Raw genomic sequence first — 17517 nt, 5'->3', positions numbered from 1 at the left:
GGATGCATGCTCAAGGCGGTGATCTTCGATGTGGACGGCACGCTGGTGGACACGGTGGACAACCACGCCCGCGCCTGGCAGGAGGCGTTCGCGCATTTCGGCATCCCGACCACCTATCAGGACGTGCGGTCACAGATCGGCAAGGGTGCCGACCAGCTGATGCCGGTGTTCGTGCCGAAGGAGGAGCTGGAGCGGCGCGGTGCGGAGATCGACGCCTTCCGCTCCGCCCTCTACAAGCGCAGGTACCTGCACGAGGCGCGCGGCTTCCACCGCACCCGCGCGCTGGTGCAGCGGATCCTGGCCGACGGGAAGCGGGTGGCGCTCGCCTCCTCCGCCAAGGGGGACGAGCTGGCGGTCTACAAGCGCGCCGCCGGCATCGACGACCTCGTGGACACCGAGACCGCGAAGGAGGACGCCGACAAGTCCAAACCCCACCCCGACATCTTCCAGGCGGCGCTCGCCAAGCTGGGGATCCGGCCGGAGGAGGCGGTGGTGGTCGGCGACACGCCGTGGGACGCCAAGGCGGCGGCCAAGGCCGGCATCCCGATGGTCGGCGTGCTGTGCGGCGGCTTTGCCGAGGCGGACCTGCGCGCCGCCGGCTGCCGCGAGGTGTGGGACGACCCGGAGGACCTGCTGGCCCACTATGGCGAGAGCCTGCTGAGCAAGGGTTGAACGGAACCCTCACCGTGGCGGCTTGGTTGCTAGAGGGCCACACCAAGCAGCACGGGAGTCACGCCATGGCCATCGAGAGCACGATCCGCGACACCTACGACACGGTGTTCGGCGGTGAGCACAACCTGTCCACGCTGGAGCGCGTCACCTCGGTCGGGCTGGGCCTGATCATGGCGGCGGCCGGCGTCAACCGCGCCGACCTGCCCGGCGCCATCATGGGCCTGACCGGCGGCGCGCTCGTCGCACGCGGCATGAGCGGCCACTGCCCGATCAAATCCGCCATGGGCTACGACGACCACGGCCAGATCGCCCATCACCACGGCTCCGGCGAGGCCGCGCACGAGGCGCAGCACGACCGCGCGATGGCGACGCACGCGATGTGAGGGACATCTTGCAAGGGCGTCAACGCACCTTCCTGCCGTCATGCCCGGGCTTGTCCCGGGCATCCGCGGGCTCCGACACCGACAAGGATCCTTGGAGTCGTCAGGCGTGCAGGCTCAACGAAGGCGGAAACAGCTCCAACTCGCGCGGCACGAAGGAGGGGCGCAGGCCGCCCATCACCTCGCCGACCACGCCCACGGCGTCGAGCAGCGCCTGCGGCGCGAACGGCTTGTGCAGAAAGCCCAGCGCGGTGTCGCGCACCTCCTCAGCGTGGTGCTCGTAGCCGGTCACCAGCAGCGACGGCACGCCCAGCTCGGCGCGCAGGCGCCGGCTGAGGCTCACGCCGTCCTCGCCGCCGGCCAGCAGCACATCGACCAGCGCCAGGTCCGGGCGCTCGCGCTCGGCCAGGCGCATCGCCTTGGGCGCGTCGCGCAGCGGCCCGACGACCGTGTATCCCGCCTTTTCGAGGACCGCCTTCATGGCCGGCCCGACCAGCGGATCGTCTTCGACTATCAGGAGCTTCACGATGGTCCCACCCGGTATGGAGCGAAGGCCGCTCCAACATGGGGAGATAACGGTTCAATTCAACATCGGGATCCATGAAGTACCATCGGGCCACCCACCGATGGGCCAACGGGAACCTTCGCAGCGGCGGGCTATTGCGCCTGCCACGTCACCAGCCAGGTCTCAAACCCCTGCGCCGTGACGTCGGTGGCGAGGCGGCTGGCGGACGTCGCGTCCGCCTGCGGCCCCAGCGTCACCGTCAGCCAGCCGCTGGGATCCGGCGGATCGGGCACGACGACCACCGGCTGGTAGCCCTTCTCCTGCGCCCGGGCGAACAGACGGCCGGCGTTCTCCTCCATCAGGAAGCGGCCGAGCGACACCGAATAGACCAGCGCCGGTCCGGCGTCCTTCGGCGCCTCCTTGGGAACGTCCTTGGCGGCGTCGGCCGCATCGGCGGCCGGCGCGTCCACCGCTTGCAACAGCTTGCCGCGCAACGACGAGGCCGGCTCGACCGAGGGCGGGGTGCCGTAGCCCAAGCCCTTCACCTTCACCGGCTTGACCGCCGGTGGCGGCTCGACCGCGCTGCTCTTGGCCGGCGCCGCGGTGGACGGCGCGCCACCACCACCCGCCGACGCCCCACCCTGCGCCGGGGCGGCCGGCGCGGCCACGGCCGGAGCCGCGGGCGCCGGAACCGCCAAGGCGGGGGCGGACGGAACGGCCGCGGTGGGTGCGGGAACGGTTGGCACCGCGATGGCCGCGGGTGCGGCAGGCTTGACGGCCGGCACGGAAAGATTCACGCCGATCAGCAGGCCGAGCAGGAAGGTCAGCCCGCCGAACAGCAGCGTTCCGGCCAGGATCAGCGGCAGCGAGGAGCGCGGCGCCGCCACCGCTCAGCGCCCCTTGTCCGCCGGCTTCGGCGCTGTCTTCTCCGGCGGCGTGGCGCCGGCCGGGGCCGCGGCGCGCGGCGACTCGTCCCTGGCGGGAGCCACGGTCCTGGCGGGCGCGGCGGGCTTCGCCGGCTCGGCGCGCTCCGGCTTGGCAGGCGCGGTCGAGGCGCGGCGGTCGTTGAACATGCCGCGCTGCAGGCCGACTCCGCCCATCTGCAACCTCTGCCACGGCACGAAATGGTCGTCGGGCAACTGTGCCTGCTGGCGGAACGCGGCGATCGGCTGGTAGGTGCCGGAGTAGTTGCTCCACCAGTCGATACGGCCGCTGTCGAAGCGCACGGTGCCGGCGTACAGCACCGGCTTGCCGCTGGCCAGCCCGGCATGCCCGCTGCGCGGCGAGACGAAGGTGTGCGCGTCGTTTCGGGTCTGCCCCTGCACCCGCACGAAGTTGTAGGTGCCGTTCGGCTTGACGTGCAGGCCGCGGTCGGCGGTCTTCAGCACGAACTCGTCGCCCTGGACGCGCAGCAGCTCGTCCCCGGCGCCGCCGCGCTCCGCCTTGCCGGTGCGCAACGCGCCGAAGGTGGCCTGGGGCTGCGCGACGGTCCTGTGGGCGGGCTTCGCCTGCGCGGCCGGTTCCGGCCGGCGGCCGGGCCAGTGGGGCGGCGGAGGGGCGAAGCGCTTGTGCGGGTCGGACATGCGTCGGCCTGCGATAGGGTGCGGTTCAGCTTATCGTGCCTGCCGGCCCGGCTGCAACCGGGACGCGATGCCTCAGGCCCCTTCTGTCATGCCTGGGTCTGGAACTGCCCGGCCATGTTGATGCTGATGGCGCCGCCCCAGCTGCACATGCATTTGCAGCCGTCGTTCAGCGCCGGCATGTTGGCGATCAGCACCTGCGGCACGCCCGGCGCCCAGGGCGCGGCGGTCATCGGGATGCAGGGCATCGGCGTCAGCACCCCCATGGCCGCCGCGGTCGCCGCCGCCACCGTGGGGTTGGCCATGCTCTGGCACATGCCGAAGGGCAGGATGTTCATCATGGGCACGTTGTCCATGATGTTCGCCGCCGGCATGCTGCTGGCCATGACGCAGTTGGCCGGCAGCACCATCAGCGTGCCGGGGGCCACGCCGAAGCTGCACTGGATCATCGCCCCCGACACCACCAGCATGCCCATCGCCCCGCCCTCCCGCTATTTCCCCATCAGCCGCGCCAGCAGGCCCTTCTTCCCCGGCGCGTCGGGATCGTCGAAGCGCTCCGGCCCCTCGACGGCCACCCCGCTCTGGTAGACGGTGCGCTCGGCCGGCTGGCCGCCGGGATGGAACTCCACGGTCTCGCCGTCCAGCAGGTCGGCCTTGTAGGAGGCTTGGCGGCGCAGCGTGCCGTCGGCGCGGTACTCCATCACCAGCCCGTCGAGGCGGTCATTCTTGTACTCCGCGGTCATCAGCGGCGTGCCGTCGACGGTGAAACACTCCATCAGGCCGTTCCGCCGGCCCGCCGCCCAGCGCACGACGGTGAGCAGCCGCCCGGCCGGGTCGTAGCCGCGCATCGCGCCGTCCAGGGCGCCGTTCGCGTAGCTCATCTCGGTTTGCGGCCGGCCGTCGCGGTAGATGGTGGACGGCCCGTCCGGCACCCCGGCCTTGTAGACCAGCCGCATCAGCACCGCCCCGTCCGGCGCGTAGGCGACGAACGCGCCGTCCGGCACGCCGTCCGGCCCGATGGTGGCGCAGGACAGCAGCCGCCCGTCGCCGTCGCGTGCTTCGACGACGGTGTGGCCGGCCGGGGGTGAGGTGTCTGCTCCGTCCATGGGCATCAGTTCAGCTGGATCATGCCGCCCTTCACCGAGGTCATGCCGCCGCCGTCGATGGTAGCCTGGGCGCTGCCCTTAACGGTGACGGTGGTGCCGCCCTGGAGCGTCGCGCCGGTGTCGGCCTTCACGGTGGCGTTCATGCCCTGCACGGTGGCGTCGCTGGACGCCTTGGCGGTCAGCCCGGCCGAGGAGGTCAGGCTCATGTCCGAGGTGGATTGCAGCGTCAGCCCCTTGCCGGCCTTGATGGTGACGGCCCCGGAGGCCTGGATGGTGATGTCGCCGTCCACCTTCAGCGTGAAATCCTTGGTGACGGTCTGGGTGAAGGCGTCCTTGTTGGTGTGCGTCTCCGCCCCCTCCACCGTCACGTCGCGGGTGCCCTTGACCGAATAGGTCTCGTTGCCCTTGGACACCGCGTAGGTCCGGTTGCCCTCGGTGATGGTGAGGGTGTCGTTGCCCTTGGAGATGGTGGCCGAGCGGTTGCCCTTGTTCAGCGTGAGGGTGTCGTCGGCGGCATCGACCGTCGTGGTGCGGCTGTTGTTGATCAGCACGGTCATGTCCTTCTGCGCCTGGACGTAGATCTCCTCCGAATCGGCCTTGTCCTCGAAGCGGATCTCGTTGTAGCCCTTGCCGCCGGTCGAGCTGTTGCTCTTGATGGTGCTCTTGGTCTGGTCGTCGGTCAGCGTGTAGGGGACGGTGTTGGTGCCGTTGTAGACGCAGCCGGTGACGATGGGCAGGTCCGGGTTGCCCTCCAGGAAGCTGACGATCACCTCCATGCCTATGCGCGGCAGGAAGAAGGCGCCCCAGCTCTTGCCCGCCCAGCCCTGCGCCACGCGGATCCAGCACGAGCTGTTCTCGTCGTTGGTGCCCTGCTGGTCCCAATGGAACTGCACTTTGATGCGGCCGTACTGGTCGGTGTAGATCTCCTGCCCCGACTTGCCGACCACGGTGGCGGTCTGCGTGCCGGGGATGCGCGGCCAGGGCGTGACGCGCGGCGGCCGGAAGGTGGTGGCCGAGGGCAGCGCCGTGAAGCTGTTGGAATACTCGCGGAAGGTCGCGCGGTGGCTGACGCTGTGCAGCACCCAGGCGGCGTTGAGATCGGAGCGTGGGTGCTTCGACAGCGTGAATGTCTGCCCCGCCGTGAAGGCGCGCACCACGCCGCCGCCCGCCAGCCGCTTGGCCTGGGCCTGAAGTTCCGCCACGCGCACCTTGCCGATGGCGTCGCCCTGGTCCTTGGTGGTGTAGTTGCCGGGGTACTCGTACACCTGCGGCGCGCCCGAGGTGCCGGTGACGCTGGCCTTCAGCTCGGTGGACGGCGTGGTGAAGTTGTAGTCGTCGGCCTGGTAGATGCCGCTGGTCACCGCCTGCTCCAGCGCGCAGTCGGTGACGTGCAGCGCGTCGATCCAGTCCTTGCCCGTCGGCACCTGCAGGAACGGCACGGTGGAGGTGCCGGAGATGTCGGCGAAGGCCGAGGTGTCGTCGGCCAGCACCAGCGTGTGCTTCCCCGCCGCGTGGGTGAAGAAGTAGCAGATGCCCTCGTCCTCCATCAGCCGCAGGACGAAGTTCAGGCAGCTCTCGCCGTACTGCACGCAGTAGTCGCGCGTGGTGTAGGTGGCGGTGGTCGAGTCCTTGAAGTCGCTGAAGCCGAGGTTGCCGAACACCGCCTTGATGATGTCCACCGCGGTCTTCGACTGGTAGATGCGGTTGTCGGTGCTGAGGCCGAGCATCCACAGCCAGGGCCGCAGCTCGGCAACGTAGGAGGTGGCGGTCTGGATCACCCGCGTGCACATGCCGTCGATGATGCGGGTGGCGCCGCTGTCGCCGGTCAGCGTGACGGTCAGGTGCTGGCCGACCAGCTGGGTCAGGTCGACATCCTGCGCGCCGGTCGCCGACTGCATGACCAGCTGGAACTCGAACAGGCCGGAGACGTACTCGGTGCCGCTGAGCTCCTGGAGGATCAGCGCGTCCTTGCCCAGCGGCGTGCTGACCGACAGCGAGGCCTTGTCCTGGGTGGTCGCCTTATCGCTCATGGTCCTGCAACGCGGTGGGCGGGCATGCCGAAGGTGTAGCGCAGGGCGTCCGAAGCGTCGAGATCGACGTGCACGAGGTCCACCGGCATTCCGTCGGCCAGCCGTTCCAGCACCCCGCCGGACAGCTCGGGCAGCAGCGTGTTGGTCAACAGGTGGTCGATGGCACGCGCCCCGGCGTCGGTCGCCCGGCAGCGGTCGGCAAGAAAGGCCACCACCGCGTCGTCGTAGGTCAGCTCCGCCCCGTGCGCCTCGGCGAAGCGCGCCTGCACGCGGGCCAGCTTCAGGCGGACGATGTCCCTGATGCGGTTCTCGCCCAGCGGCAGATAGGGCACCACCACCATGCGCCCCAACAGCGCCGGCTTGAAGCGGCGCACAAGATCCGGCCGGATCGCTTCGGCGATGCTATCTGCCGTCAACGGGGCGGCGGTCAGTGGCCGCACCGACGGCTCGGCCGCCAGCCGCGCGATGGTGTCGGTGCCAAGGTTGGAGGTGAGCAGGATGATGGTGTTCTTGAAGTCCACCACCACGCCCTCGCTGTCCTCCAGCGTGCCCTTGTCGAACACCTGGTAGAACAGCTCCAGCACGTCCGCGTGGGCCTTCTCCACCTCGTCCAGCAGCACGACGCAGTAGGGGGTGCGCCGCACCGCCTCGGTCAGCACGCCGCCCTTGCCGAAGCCGACATAGCCCGGCGGCGCGCCCTTGAGGCCGGAGACGGAGTGCGCCTCCTGGTACTCGCTCATGTTGATGGTGACGAGGCTGCGCTCGCCGCCGAACAGCAGGTCGGCCAGCGTCAGCGCCGTCTCGGTCTTGCCGACGCCGGAGGGGCCGACCAGCAGGAAGACGCCGGTCGGCTTGCCCGGCTCGCCCAGCCCGGCGAAGTAGGTGCGGATGCGTTTCGCCACGGCGTCGAGCGCCGCGTCCTGCCCGACCACCCGCTCGCCCATGCGTTCGCGCAGCGTGCGCACCGCCTGCACGTTGTCGGTCAGCATGCGGCCGACCGGGATGCCGGTCCAGCCCGCCACCACCTGGGCCACCGCGCGGTGGTCCACCGCGGTCGGCACCATGGGGAAGTCGTCCTGCACCTGCTCCAGCTCCAGGCGCAGCCCGTCCAGCTCGGCGCGGGCCCGGAGGTAGGCGGCGCCGTTGCGGGCGGGCAGCGAGTCCTCGATGTCGCGGATCCGGGCAACGACCTCGGCCTCCTGGCGCCAGCGCGATTCCAGGCGGTGGCACTCCTCGTTCACCGCGGCGCGCTCGTCGGCGAGGCGCTCCATACGTTCGGAATGCTCGCGGCCGGCGGCGCTCTCACGCGCCAGCAGGGCCAGCTCGGCGGTGAGGTCGGCGGAGCGGCGGGCCGCCCCCTGCAACTCCGGCGGCGGGCCGCTCTGCGCCAGCGCCACCCGCGCACAGGCGGTGTCGAGCACGCCGATGGCCTTGTCCGGCAGCTGGCGGTCGCTGATGTAGCGGTGGGCGAGGCGCACGGCGTCAGCCACCGCCTCGTCCAGGATGCGGACGCGGTGGTGCGCCTCCAGCTTCGGCACCAGGGCGCGCAGCATGGCGGTGGCGGTGGGCTCGTCCGGTTCCTCGACCTTGACCACCTGGAAGCGGCGGGCGAGCGCGGCGTCCTTCTCGAAATAGCGCTTGTACTCGGCCCAGGTGGTGGCGGCGATGGTGCGCAGCTCGCCGCGCGCCAGCGCGGGCTTCAGCAGGTTGGCGGCGTCGCCCTGCCCGGCCGGGCCACCGGCGCCGACCAGGGTGTGCGCCTCGTCGATGAACAGGATGACGGGCGCGGGCGAGGCCGCCACCTCGTCGATCACCTGCTTCAGCCGGTTCTCGAACTCGCCCTTGATGCCGGCGCCGGCCTGGAGCAGGCCCAAATCAAGGATGCGCACCGAGACGTTTCTCAGCGGCGGCGGCACGGCGCCGTCGGCGACCTGCTGGGCGAAGCCCTCGACCACCGCGGTCTTTCCGACGCCGGGGTCGCCGGTGAGGATCGGGTTGTTCTGCCGGCGCCGCATCAGGACGTCCACGACCTGCCGGATCTCGGCGTCGCGGCCGACGATGGGGTCGATCGTCCCGGCGCGCGCCTGGGCGGTGAGGTCGATGGTGTAGGCGTCCAGCGCCGGGGCCTTCGACGGCGCGGTGCCGGATGCCAGAGCGGACGCGCCGGGTGCGGGAGCGGCGGTGGGGCCGCCGGCATCCTCCGGGCTGCCGCGCAGCAGGTCGCCCAAGTCCTCCGACAGCTTGCCGCGGGGGATGAGGGAGAGCTTCGGCGCCGCCTCGACCAGCATGCCGCGCAGCGCGTCGTCCTCCAGCAGCGCCGCCAGGATGGCGCCGGAACGGATGGCGTGCCCGCCGAGCCGCAGCGACGACACCACCCAGGCGCGCTCCAGCAGGCGCAGCAGATGCTCAGAGAAGGCCGGCGTCTGCACGTTGCCGCGCGGCAGCTTCTCCAGCGCACGGGTGAGGTCGGCCGCGAGTTGCCCGGCATCGACGCCGTAGTGCCGGAGCAGCCGCGCCACGTCGCTGTCCGCCGCGCCTGCGAGCTTGAGCAGCAGGTGCTGCACCTCCACCGCGAAGTGCGTCTGCGTCAGGCAGAGCTGCGCCGCCGTCTCCAGCGCGCGCTTGGCGGTGGGGTTGAGCTTGCCGATGAGGGGCTTCAGGGAGGACATGGAGTCTCGGAAGCAAGGTGTCCGGCACCAGTGGGCGTAGTCACACGCCTCTTCCTTTACGGCCAGCCTCTGGCAGGGCTTCAATGATTAAAAGACGACAACTCGCCATTTTCCACCGCAAGCGACTGATGGGGTTTCCCAGGCACCGCATACACACGAGCACAATACATGCTAGATTGCGTTATATTTATTCTTGTCAATGCATTCGCCGCCATCATTTTTAAACCACGCCACAACAGATGCCCATCTTTGCTTCCAATTCCCCTCTCCCATATGGCCTCGGTTACAGCTTTCATGAGCAAAAACACTACCCCTCATGTTATACAAAACGGTTAGCTCAGCCGATGATACATCATCTTCGCTTCTTGGTTCCTTAACCTTGAAATAAGCTTCGATGCGCTTGTGCCAAGGCGGCAAATGATCCATATCAATAGATTGCCCTTTTTTTATGTCATTCCCACATATATGACAAATGTATCTACCGGTGATTTTATTCTTAGGCGTATCGCCCTTCATCCAATCTATGGCCTTAGATGTAAATGACAGTCCTTTTCTCAACGCCGACTTGGCAAAATCCTCGATCTCAAGGATCGGAGCCTCATCGTCTGGGTTATAATCCTCATCATCCATCAACTGAACGACACCGGGCCGCGCCAAAGCTTGGGCGACAACCGGCTGAGCCGTGCCTCCGAACAGGCCACACTGCGTCGCGGCCATCCGCCCCATCCGATCCGCCTCGGCTTCGAGCGCCGCATCCCGCACCACCGCCAAGCCGGTGCCGAAAGGATTGCGCACTCGACCCGACCGCTGCTGGATGACGTGGGCCAACTCGTGACCCAAGAGGTGAAGCCCGCGCTGAGTGTTCGGTTGGTATTGACCGGCAGCGAAAAACACCCGCTCGCCGGTCGTGAAAGCCAGCGCGCCGATAGCGGAAGCTTCCGGCCCAACATGGACCCGAACGGACGACAGGTCCGAGCGAAACACCGCTTCCATCTTCTGTCGGATCACGTTGGGCAAGGGATGGCCTTGGCGTGGCGTCAGGAAACTCGAAGGAAGCGGTATCGCGGTGTCCCCCGCGTGGATAGGGCGGTTTGCCTTGGCCTGAAGGACGGCCGCTCCGGGAATGCGGATCAAGCCGCCGGGGAAGTAGCCCTGCACGGTACCGGACGATCCGCTCGCGACCGGCGGCGTGCGGAAATGGCGCGGCGGCGGTGCAACGTGAACCTGAACCTGGGCAGGCACCGACGGCTGGATTGTCCGCCGAGAAGCGGGTTCACCGGCCACGGCACGAGAGTAGGCGGTCGGTGGCGGACGAAAGGCTTTCGTGCTCATGGCCTGCCCGTTGCTCTCTCAAATCTTCCGATAGAAATCTCGCGGTCCGCGCACCGGCCCGGCGCCGAACGCGTCCACCCCCGCCGCCTTCGCCACGTCGCCGGCAAACGCCGTGCACTGGCGGTTCGCCAAGCTGAACGGCACGGTGCCGCCCTGGTATTCGCCGATCTTGGCCATGGCGCGGTCCGCCTGTTCGCGGCTGATGGCGAAGCTGCGGGTGCGCACGCCGGGCTTGGAGAAGGCCGCCTCATCGCGGTGCACGCGCCCCGGCACGCCGGTGGTCAGCCGGCCGAGATCGCGCTTCGGGTCCATGGACGACAGGTTGGCGGGCGAGAAGCCCCAGGCCTCGCGCTTGCCACCGGGGCGCTCCACCGCCACGAAGCCGTGGCCGGCCATGGCGTCGGGCAGGCCCTTGTCCTGGTGCAGGTAGGCGCCTACGATCAGCCGGTAGCCGGAGCCGTCGGCGGCCTTCCTCTGCATCTGCGGTGCCGGCTTCGCCTGCACGGTCGGCGGGGTGAAGTGCGAGGCGGCGCGCATGCCCATGCGGTCGGCCTCGGCCTCCAGCGACGGGTCCTGCACCACGGCGATGCCGCTGCCGAACGGGTTGCGCACGCGCCCGGCGCGCTGCTGGAGGACGTGCGTCAGTTCGTGCCCGAGCAGCTGCTGGCCGTGCGAGGTCTCCGGATTGTACTGCCCCGGCGCGAAATAGAGGTTGGAGCCCAACGTGAAGGCCAGCGCGCCGATGGACGGCGCCTCCGACCCGACGTGCACGCGGACGTCCGAGAAGTCGGCCTTGAAGAAGGTTTCCATCTTCTGCCGCACACCGTCCGGCAGCGGCCGCCCACCGCCGCCCATGCGGATCAGGCCCGACGGCAGCGCCTGGGCATGGCCGTTGGAGGCGTGGCCATTGCCCTGCGGCTGCGCCACGGCCCCGCCCAGCGTCGGGAGCCGGGGGCCTGCGGCCAGGAAACGGCCCTGGATGACGGTGCCCGATGCCTTCGAGAACGCGGTCATGACAGCCTCCTCCCGTAAGCGGAGAAGTATCGGGCCGTCCCCTCGCTTCCGTCAACAGCGATCACCGGCGCCACCAACGGCCGCGCGAACCGGAGCACCGCCAATCTACGCATGCGCAGGCCCTCCCCCGTTCCGCAATTCCACCACCCCCTCCTGAACCCGCGGCCGGGTGGTCAGCCACGTCGTCCAGCCCAGCCGCGGCGCGTCGGGCGCCGGGCGGGTGATCAGCCGCGCCGCGCCGTCCAACCGCACGCCACGCACCTTCGGCCGATCGGCCAGCGCGCGGGCACCATGCAGGTACAGGCGGTTGGCACCGATCAGGCGCGTGCCCGGCACATCCGCCGGCTTCAGGCGCAGCCGCACGTCGGCGTCGATTCCCGGCCCGATAGTGAAAGCCGCGAGGTCGCGCAGCGCCCGCGCCGCGTGACCGTCGGGCAGGAAACCGCGGAAGTCCTCCAGGCCCAGCGGCCCGATCTCCAGCACCACCGCCGCCTGCTGATCCCACGCCCTGCTGCCCAGCACCGCGCCGCCGCCGAGCGTCGAGTTGCGCTGGCCCAGCCGCGTCGTCTGCGTGTCGTCGAGCTTCAGCCAGCGCCCCTGCAGCGGCAGCGCCCGCACCGTCACGCCGAAATGGTCGCCCAACACGCGCTCCAGCCCGTGCAGGCTGCGCGGCTGCTGCGCCAGCACGCCGGCATGGTTGAGCAGCACCCGGTCGGGCACCGCCATGCGCCCATGCAAGGCCCCGGTGCCCATGCCGATCAGGCTGTAGAGCCAGCCGGCGAACGGCCCCTGGTCCGGCGTGCCGCGGTTCAGCGCCGGCCGGTGCATGCGCCGCGCCCGGTGCAGCAGCGAGACAAGGCGGTGGTTGAAGACGTCCAGGAAGTCGCGCGTCGCGGTGTCGCCGGCGCGGATCTGGCGGATGATCTCCTCGGTGAAGGGCGGCGGCAGCGGGCCGAAGCCGCCGGCCAGCCCCAGGAAGTTCACCGCCAGCTCCCAGCGCGGCTCGCCCGGCCCCGGCGGCCGGGCGGCCGTCAGGTCGCTGGCCGGGAAGGCGCTGCTCAGCGTCGAGCGGAAGCGCACCGCCTCGTGCACCGCGTGGCTGCCGTCGCCGACGCCGCGGGCGTCCGGGCGCAGCCGCTCGATCAGGCTGACCGCCTGATGGAAGTCGAAGCGGTGGGCCTCGGCGGCCAGCTGCTCGACTACAGAACGGGGCGATCGCCAGCCAGAGGCGGCCATGTCTTCCAGATCCCGTGGCGTTGGCGGCTGGTCAGGACCAGCTGCGTGAAGGAGTTGACGGCGGCGTACAGCCCGAAGAAGCGGTTGAGCACGGAGGCGAGCAGGAACGGATGGCTGCCGACGAAGCGCTCCTCGTCCAGCTCCAGCCGCACCTCGGTGCCGCGGCAGAAGCCGCGCCACGCCTCGTTCCCGACCCGCCGCACGACGCCGCCGCAGGACAGGTCGGACAGGCCGGCGACCTGGCTGTCCACCGTGGCGTCGGCGAAGGCGGCGTAGAGGCGCAGGATCTCGCGCAGCGCCGCCAGCCCGGCCTCGCCGTCCAGCGACAGGTGGTTGAGCGACAGGTGCGACACCAGCCGCCACAGCGTCTGCCCGCCCAAGGGCGGGGTGAGCTGGCGCGTCGGCTTGGTCAGGCAGGCGATGCCGCTGAGCGGCGCGTCCACCTCGATGTCCAGGCGCGCGCCGGCCGGCATCTGCTCGGCGACGCCGCGGTTGGTGCACAGCGTGTGGGCGAACACCACCTGTGCCGGCGGCCGCGTCGGCTTGAAGTCGAGGTCGAGGAAGGACAGCACCATGTCGGTGCCCGGCAGGTCGGCGCGGCCCGTCGGCTGACGCCGCGCGATCCAGAAGGCGCGGGCGTCCTCGCGCACCGCGCCATGGTCGAAGGAGTAGAAGGGCTGGAAGCTGCGGCTGTCGTCCTCGTAGGCCGAACTGGCCGAGACCTTGAGGATCGAGTGGATCTCGGTCGACCGCTCGCGGTAGCTGTCGGGCAGCAGCCGGTAGTCCACCTGCGTCTGGTCCAGGCGCACCGGCTCCGTCGTCGTGCGGAACAGGTTGACGATGGGCGCGCAGTTCAGGCGGAAGGTGCCGGCGTCGATGCTCAGCGTCCGCTTCGGCGGCTCGGAGAGCAGGAACAGCAGCTCCGCCTCCTGGCCGTCGCCGAAGTCGCCCAGGCCATCGATGTCGAGGAACAGGTACTTCTCCGGGAACACGAAATATTCCTGGACCAGCCGGTACGCCTGGTGTGCGTGGCGCGGCCAGGGCAGCACGTCCTCGTCCGGCGCGAAGCCCACGGGGTGGATGCAGGCGGCCGGCAGCTCGCGCCCCGGCACGGAAGCGCCGGCCGGTCGCACCGCCACGCTTCGCACGCCGTTCAGCAGCAGCTCGTACAGCCCGCCGCCAACGATCGGGCCGGCGTGCAGGTGGAGGCGCAGGCGCTTCGGCGCCACGTCGGCGAAGGTCTGCTTGCCCAGGCAGCGCAGCTTCAGCCGCAGCACCGCGCCGACCTCGCCGCGGTGGTCGAGGAAGGCGAAGGCGGCGGAGGGCTGGATCGCCGCTTCCGCTACGGTGATCGGCCACAGCTCCACCGGGTAGCCGGTGCGGAAGCGGCAGGTGACGCCGTCGGCGGCCTGGGCGTACAGCGGCGTGTCGTCGGCCAGCGTGAAGCCGGTGGCGGAGCGCGCCTGCCCCGGATCGACCATGAACTGCGCCACCGCCATGCTGGGCACGGGCGCGGTCAGGTGCGGGTAGAGGATGCCGAGCAGCGCCGCGGGGATCTGCGGGAATTCCGAATCCAGCGTACGCTGGATGCGCGCGGTGAGGAAGGCGAAGCTTTCCAGCAGGCGCTCGACGTGCGGGTCCGGCGATTCGGCGCCGCTGAGGTCGAGGCGAGCGGCGACGCGCGGGTAGCGCGCGGCAAACTCCGCCCCCTCGTGGCGCAGGTAGGCCAGCTCGCGCTGGTAATAGTCCAGCAGGTCGTCGCGACCGTCAGTCATCCACCGTCACCGTCATCCGCCTCCTCCACGCCGTCGCTCAGCAGGATGGGGAACGTCACCGGCTCGACCATGCCGGCCAGTTCGACGTCGCCCATCACGCTGACGCGCAGCTTGCGCCGCTCGCCGACCACGCGCTCGACCCGCACGGACGGGCGCAGCAGGCGGGGCTCGAACGCCGCCACGGTGTCGGCGACCAGGGCGGCCAAGCGCGCCTCGCTGTCGGCGTCGTTGGGCCAGAACAGCGACAGGTCGGGCAGCCCGTAGTCGAGCGTGCTGCGCGCGCGCCGGCCGAGATCCTCGGCCGACAGCGGCGTGCGGGTGTTGAGCAACCGGTCCAGCTCGCGCCGGATCGACGCCTTCACCCCCGCCCGGTCGAGCATCCGCAGGTCGCGCCGGTCCTCCGGCGCCGGGTTCGCCGCCAGGCGGTCGAACAGCGGCGCCCGGACTCCCTGCGTGACCCGCGGTCCCGGCATGGCGGCTTACGACACTTCCTGCTTGGCGAGGTCGTGCTTGACCGGCTCGTTGCCGCCGCCGGTGCCGTCCGCCGCCTTCTGCTGGATGTAGGTGTACTTCACCGAGTTGTAGCTGAGCGTGATCGTCTCGGTGGAGACGTCGCCGGTGCCGCCGCCGATCGAGACGTTGGAGACGACGACGCCGGTCATCTCGATGTCCAGGTACTTGATCGCCTTGTTGTCGCCGTCCGAGCGGTAGGCGGTGAAGGTGGCGGTGCCGATCTGCTTGCCGCTCCAGCACATCTTCAGCAGGTCGTCGGTCGACGCGTCGGTGTATTTGGTGAACGAGAAGTCGGAGTGGTTGGCCTGTTCCACCGTGCCCGAACCGGCGGAGCTGCGGGTCGGCGAGGTCGGCTGGTTGAACGAATGGCTCCAGGACAGGACCTGGATCTGATCGGTATGGGTGCTGTCGGCGCTCTCGCCCTTGATGTCGGGCGTCTTGAAGACGATGAACATATTGGCGGCCATGACGGGACTCCCTTGTCGGCCAGCGTTTCACATGGGTGTGCGGCCTCCCCCGCCCGCCGGGCGGGAGAGGCGGTCTGCGGCGCCTTACGCGGCCGGCGGCGGCAGCTCGGCCACCAGGCGGATCGAGGCGGTCAGCTCCTCCAGCTGGAAGTGCGGCCGCAGGAACACGGTCGCGTTGTAGCAGCCGGGCTTGCCGGGGATGTCCGTCACGTCGACGCGGGCCTCGCGCAGCGGGTACTGCGCCTTGAGGTCCTGGCCGGCGTCGTCCTTGCCGAGGACGTAGTCCATGATCCAGGTGTTGAGATACGTCTGCACGTTCTCCTTGGTCATGAAGCTGCCGATCTTGTCGCGCATGATCACCTTGATGTAGTGGGCGAAGCGCGACGCGTTCAGGATGTAGGGGAGCATCGCCGACAGCCGGCTGTTGGCGTTGGCGGACGCCGTGTTGTACAGCTTCGGCTTGTTGGCGGTCTGGCCGCCGAAGAAGGCGGCGTAGTCGGTGCCCTTGCAGTGCACCAGCGCGATGAAGCCGAGGTCGTTCAGCTCCTTCTCGCGGCGGTCGGTGATCGAGATCTCCGTCGGGCACTTCAGCGCGATGTCGCCCTCGTCGGTGTGGAAGGTGTGGGTCGGCAGGCCCTCGACCTTGCCGCCGCCCTCGACGCCGCGGATCGCCGCGGTCCAGCCGAACTTGGCGAAGGCGTCGGTGATGCGGGTCGCCAGCATCCACGCCGGGTTGCCCCACAGGTACTTGGAATGGTCGCGGCCGTCGGTGTCCTCGACGAACTCCATGCCCTCGACCGGCACGGTGTCCGGACCGTAGGGCAGGCGCAGCAGCACATGCGGCAGGCACAGCGTGACGTAGCGCGAATCCTCGCTGGCGCGGAAGCTCCGCCACTTGATCAACTCGGCGCTCTCGAAGATCTTCGACAGGTCGCGCGGCACGCCGAGCTCGGTGAAGCCGCCCATGTCGAACAGCATCGGGCTGGCCGAGGCGATGAACGGCGCATGCGCCGCGGCGGCGACGTTGGAGACCTTCTCCAGCAGCGCCATGTCCTGCGGGTGCCGGCCGAACTCGTAGTCGCCGATCAGCACGCTGTAGGGATAGCCGCCGAAGGTGCCGTACTCTTCCTCGTACACCTTCTTGAACAGGGCGCTCTGGTCGAACTCGACCGCCTTCTCCAGGTCCTTCAGCAACTCCGCCTTAGTGATGTTCATCAGGCGCAGCTTCAGGCGCGTGCTGGTCTCGGTGTTGAAGACCAGGTAGGCGAGGCCGCGCCAGGAGGCCTCCAGCTTCTGCAGGTCGGGGTGGTGCAGCACCTCGTTGAGCTGCAGCGAGATCAGGTCGTCGATCTGCGCGATGCGGTCGTTGATGGCGGCGACCACGTCGCCGCTCACCGCGCCGCCGGTCTCGGCCAGCACGGAGTTGACGAACTCGTCCACCAGGTCGCGGGCGTAGCTGCGCTGCGTCTCGTCGCGCGCCAGCTTGCCCTCGACCATGATGCGGTCGAGGATCGGCAGGGTCTCGGCGGCGGCACCCGCGCCCGGGGTCTCGGTTTCTTCAGCCATGGCAAGCGTCTCCTCGGGTCGCACCGCGGTACGCGTCGCGTCCGCGGCGTGTCATCGATTGTCGGGCGGCGGGTTACTCGGCCTTCGGCGCGTCGGCGGCCGGAGCGGCGGCGTCACCGGCGGGGGCGGAGAGCTGCTTCTTCAGCGCCTCCTGGTCCTCGGTGCTGGCCATCACCTGCTTCAGCAGGCCGTCCAGGTCGTCGTTGCCGTCCAGCTTGGTCAGCAGGTCGCGCAGGCGCGAGCGGGCCTCGAACAGGCGCTTCAGCTGCGGCACCTGCTTCAGCACCTCCACCGGGCCGAAATCGTCCAGGTGCTTGAACTTCAGCTCGACGTTCAGGAAGTCGTTGCTGTCCGGCTGCAGCTTGTTCGGCACGCGGAAGGCGACGCGCGGGTTGATCGCCGACAGCACGTCCTGGAAGTTGTCGCGGTCGATCTCGATGAACTTGCGGTCCTTGACGGGCGGCAGCGCCTCCGCCGGCTTGCCCGACAGGTCGGCCATGATGCCGACGATGTAGGGAAGCTCCTTCTTCTCGATCGCGTTGCCGATTTCGACGTCGTACGTGATCTGCACGCGCGGCGGGCGGACTCTGCTCAGTTTGTGCTGGGTGCTCTCGGCCATGGACTTGCCCTTCTCCCAGAGTGTTTCTGTGCACGCCCGACGCGATCATCAGG

General features: G+C 69.6%; 17 protein-coding genes. 2 read left to right on the top strand and 15 right to left on the bottom strand.

The annotated features are described in order from the left end of the window. The first annotated feature begins 6 nt into the window (after nucleotides 1-6). Together TSO221_RS07680 and TSO221_RS07675 are read left to right on the top strand one after the other, a co-directional pair. Nucleotides 7-672: an HAD family hydrolase gene (locus TSO221_RS07680; RefSeq protein WP_109117898.1), complete on the top strand. Its 666-nt coding sequence runs from the start codon at nucleotides 7-9 to the stop codon at nucleotides 670-672. A gap of 65 nt (nucleotides 673-737) precedes the next feature. Next, nucleotides 738-1055, top strand: a complete 318-nt coding sequence (locus tag TSO221_RS07675) for a YgaP-like transmembrane domain (protein ID WP_109117897.1) — start codon at nucleotides 738-740, stop codon at nucleotides 1053-1055. Between the two features lie 100 nt (nucleotides 1056-1155). On the opposite strand, the gene TSO221_RS07670 is transcribed toward TSO221_RS07675, so the two are convergent. The 15 genes from TSO221_RS07670 to tssB all read right to left on the bottom strand — a co-directional run bounded on the left by TSO221_RS07670 (nucleotide 1156) and on the right by tssB (nucleotide 17464). Next, nucleotides 1156-1578, bottom strand: coding sequence for a response regulator (locus TSO221_RS07670; protein WP_109117896.1), 423 nt, complete (start codon nucleotides 1576-1578; stop codon nucleotides 1156-1158). Nucleotides 1579-1709: 131 nt separating this feature from the next. Further along, nucleotides 1710-2444, bottom strand: coding sequence for an SPOR domain-containing protein (locus TSO221_RS07665; protein ID WP_109117895.1), 735 nt, complete (start codon nucleotides 2442-2444; stop codon nucleotides 1710-1712). Nucleotides 2445-2447: 3 nt separating this feature from the next. Then, a complete protein-coding gene (locus TSO221_RS07660) occupies nucleotides 2448-3140 on the bottom strand; it encodes a hypothetical protein (RefSeq protein ID WP_109117894.1) in 693 nt (230 codons plus the stop codon). Between the two features lie 86 nt (nucleotides 3141-3226). Beyond that, the gene (locus tag TSO221_RS07655; protein ID WP_109117893.1) at nucleotides 3227-3613 is read right to left on the bottom strand and encodes a DUF4280 domain-containing protein; all 387 of its coding nucleotides are present in this window, start codon (nucleotides 3611-3613) and stop codon (nucleotides 3227-3229) included. 15 nt (nucleotides 3614-3628) lie between these two features. Beyond that, the gene (locus tag TSO221_RS07650) at nucleotides 3629-4243 is read right to left on the bottom strand and encodes a toxin-antitoxin system YwqK family antitoxin (protein ID WP_146208738.1); all 615 of its coding nucleotides are present in this window, start codon (nucleotides 4241-4243) and stop codon (nucleotides 3629-3631) included. A 5-nt stretch (nucleotides 4244-4248) separates the two neighbouring features. Further along, nucleotides 4249-6273: a type VI secretion system tip protein TssI/VgrG gene (gene tssI, locus TSO221_RS07645; protein WP_109117891.1), complete on the bottom strand. Its 2025-nt coding sequence runs from the start codon at nucleotides 6271-6273 to the stop codon at nucleotides 4249-4251. Beyond that, the gene (gene tssH / locus TSO221_RS07640; protein ID WP_109117890.1) at nucleotides 6270-8942 is read right to left on the bottom strand and encodes a type VI secretion system ATPase TssH; all 2673 of its coding nucleotides are present in this window, start codon (nucleotides 8940-8942) and stop codon (nucleotides 6270-6272) included. Before tssH ends, tssI begins: the two co-directional genes overlap by 4 nt. Before the next feature lie 171 nt (nucleotides 8943-9113). Continuing rightward, the gene (locus TSO221_RS07635) at nucleotides 9114-10274 is read right to left on the bottom strand and encodes a DUF4157 domain-containing protein (RefSeq protein ID WP_109117889.1); all 1161 of its coding nucleotides are present in this window, start codon (nucleotides 10272-10274) and stop codon (nucleotides 9114-9116) included. Nucleotides 10275-10292: 18 nt separating this feature from the next. Next, nucleotides 10293-11288 carry a DUF4157 domain-containing protein gene (locus TSO221_RS35895; RefSeq protein WP_199229407.1) on the bottom strand — a complete coding sequence of 332 codons (996 nt, stop codon included), beginning with the start codon at nucleotides 11286-11288 and terminating at the stop codon, nucleotides 10293-10295. A 105-nt stretch (nucleotides 11289-11393) separates the two neighbouring features. Continuing rightward, nucleotides 11394-12524: a type VI secretion system baseplate subunit TssG gene (gene tssG / locus TSO221_RS07625; protein WP_109117888.1), complete on the bottom strand. Its 1131-nt coding sequence runs from the start codon at nucleotides 12522-12524 to the stop codon at nucleotides 11394-11396. Beyond that, nucleotides 12488-14299, bottom strand: coding sequence for a type VI secretion system baseplate subunit TssF (tssF, locus tag TSO221_RS07620; RefSeq protein ID WP_109117887.1), 1812 nt, complete (start codon nucleotides 14297-14299; stop codon nucleotides 12488-12490). Before tssF ends, tssG begins: the two co-directional genes overlap by 37 nt. Next, nucleotides 14296-14772: a type VI secretion system baseplate subunit TssE gene (gene tssE, locus TSO221_RS07615; RefSeq protein ID WP_109117886.1), complete on the bottom strand. Its 477-nt coding sequence runs from the start codon at nucleotides 14770-14772 to the stop codon at nucleotides 14296-14298. Before tssE ends, tssF begins: the two co-directional genes overlap by 4 nt. A gap of 6 nt (nucleotides 14773-14778) precedes the next feature. Then, complete coding sequence (locus tag TSO221_RS07610; protein WP_109117885.1) at nucleotides 14779-15279, bottom strand: type VI secretion system tube protein Hcp; 501 nt, start codon at nucleotides 15277-15279, stop codon at nucleotides 14779-14781. Nucleotides 15280-15363: 84 nt separating this feature from the next. After that, entirely contained in the window at nucleotides 15364-16845 is a 1482-nt protein-coding gene (gene tssC / locus TSO221_RS07605; RefSeq protein WP_109117884.1) for a type VI secretion system contractile sheath large subunit, read from the bottom strand. Nucleotides 16846-16918: 73 nt separating this feature from the next. Beyond that, nucleotides 16919-17464 (bottom strand): type VI secretion system contractile sheath small subunit, encoded by a 546-nt coding sequence (gene tssB, locus TSO221_RS07600; RefSeq protein ID WP_109117883.1) that lies wholly within the window; start codon nucleotides 17462-17464, stop codon nucleotides 16919-16921. Nucleotides 17465-17517 lie beyond the last annotated feature (53 nt).

Origin of the sequence: Azospirillum sp. TSO22-1 (assembly GCF_003116015.1) — a bacterium.
Lineage (GTDB): Bacteria > Pseudomonadota > Alphaproteobacteria > Azospirillales > Azospirillaceae > Azospirillum.
The sequence above is the reverse complement of the archived record's forward strand: the minus strand, read 5'-3'. Positions and strand labels throughout refer to the sequence as shown.